The organism is Pseudomonas sp. KB_15 (genome assembly GCF_052114525.1).
GTDB lineage: Bacteria > Pseudomonadota > Gammaproteobacteria > Pseudomonadales > Pseudomonadaceae > Aquipseudomonas.
Genome location: NZ_JBFREX010000259.1, coordinates 1 through 416 on the forward strand (window position 1 = coordinate 1; position 416 = coordinate 416).

The window sequence follows — 416 nt, forward strand, 5'->3', positions numbered from 1 at the left end:
AAGCTATACCTCTCGCCGGTGCTGGACCTGCATAACGGCGAGATCGTCGCATACGAGATGGCCAGGCGTCCGTTGTTCGAGATGGTAAGCAAAATGCTCAAGAAGGCGTTTGCTCGACTCGGCCCCAAGGACCGACCGATCCTGCATTCGGATCAGGGCTGGCAATACCAAATGGCGTCCTATCGATCGATGCTCAAGCAGCGCAGTGTCCGTCCCAGTATGTCGCGCAAAGGTAACTGCCTCGACAACGCTGCCATGGAGAGCTTCTTCGGCATCCTAAAGTCCGAATTCTTCTACCTGAACAAGTTCACCAGCATCGAGCAACTGCAGGATGGACTGCGCCAATACATTCACTACTACAATCATGACCGCATCAAGCTCAAACTAAAAGGGCTGAGTCCCGTGCAATACAGGAC

The 416-nt window shown here is 53.6% G+C and carries 1 protein-coding gene; it reads left to right on the top strand.

Annotated features, from left to right (window positions below; translation table 11 throughout):
* A partial coding sequence (locus AB4Z35_RS30775) for an IS3 family transposase (protein ID WP_442101269.1) occupies positions 1 to 416 on the top strand: 416 nt, incomplete at both ends.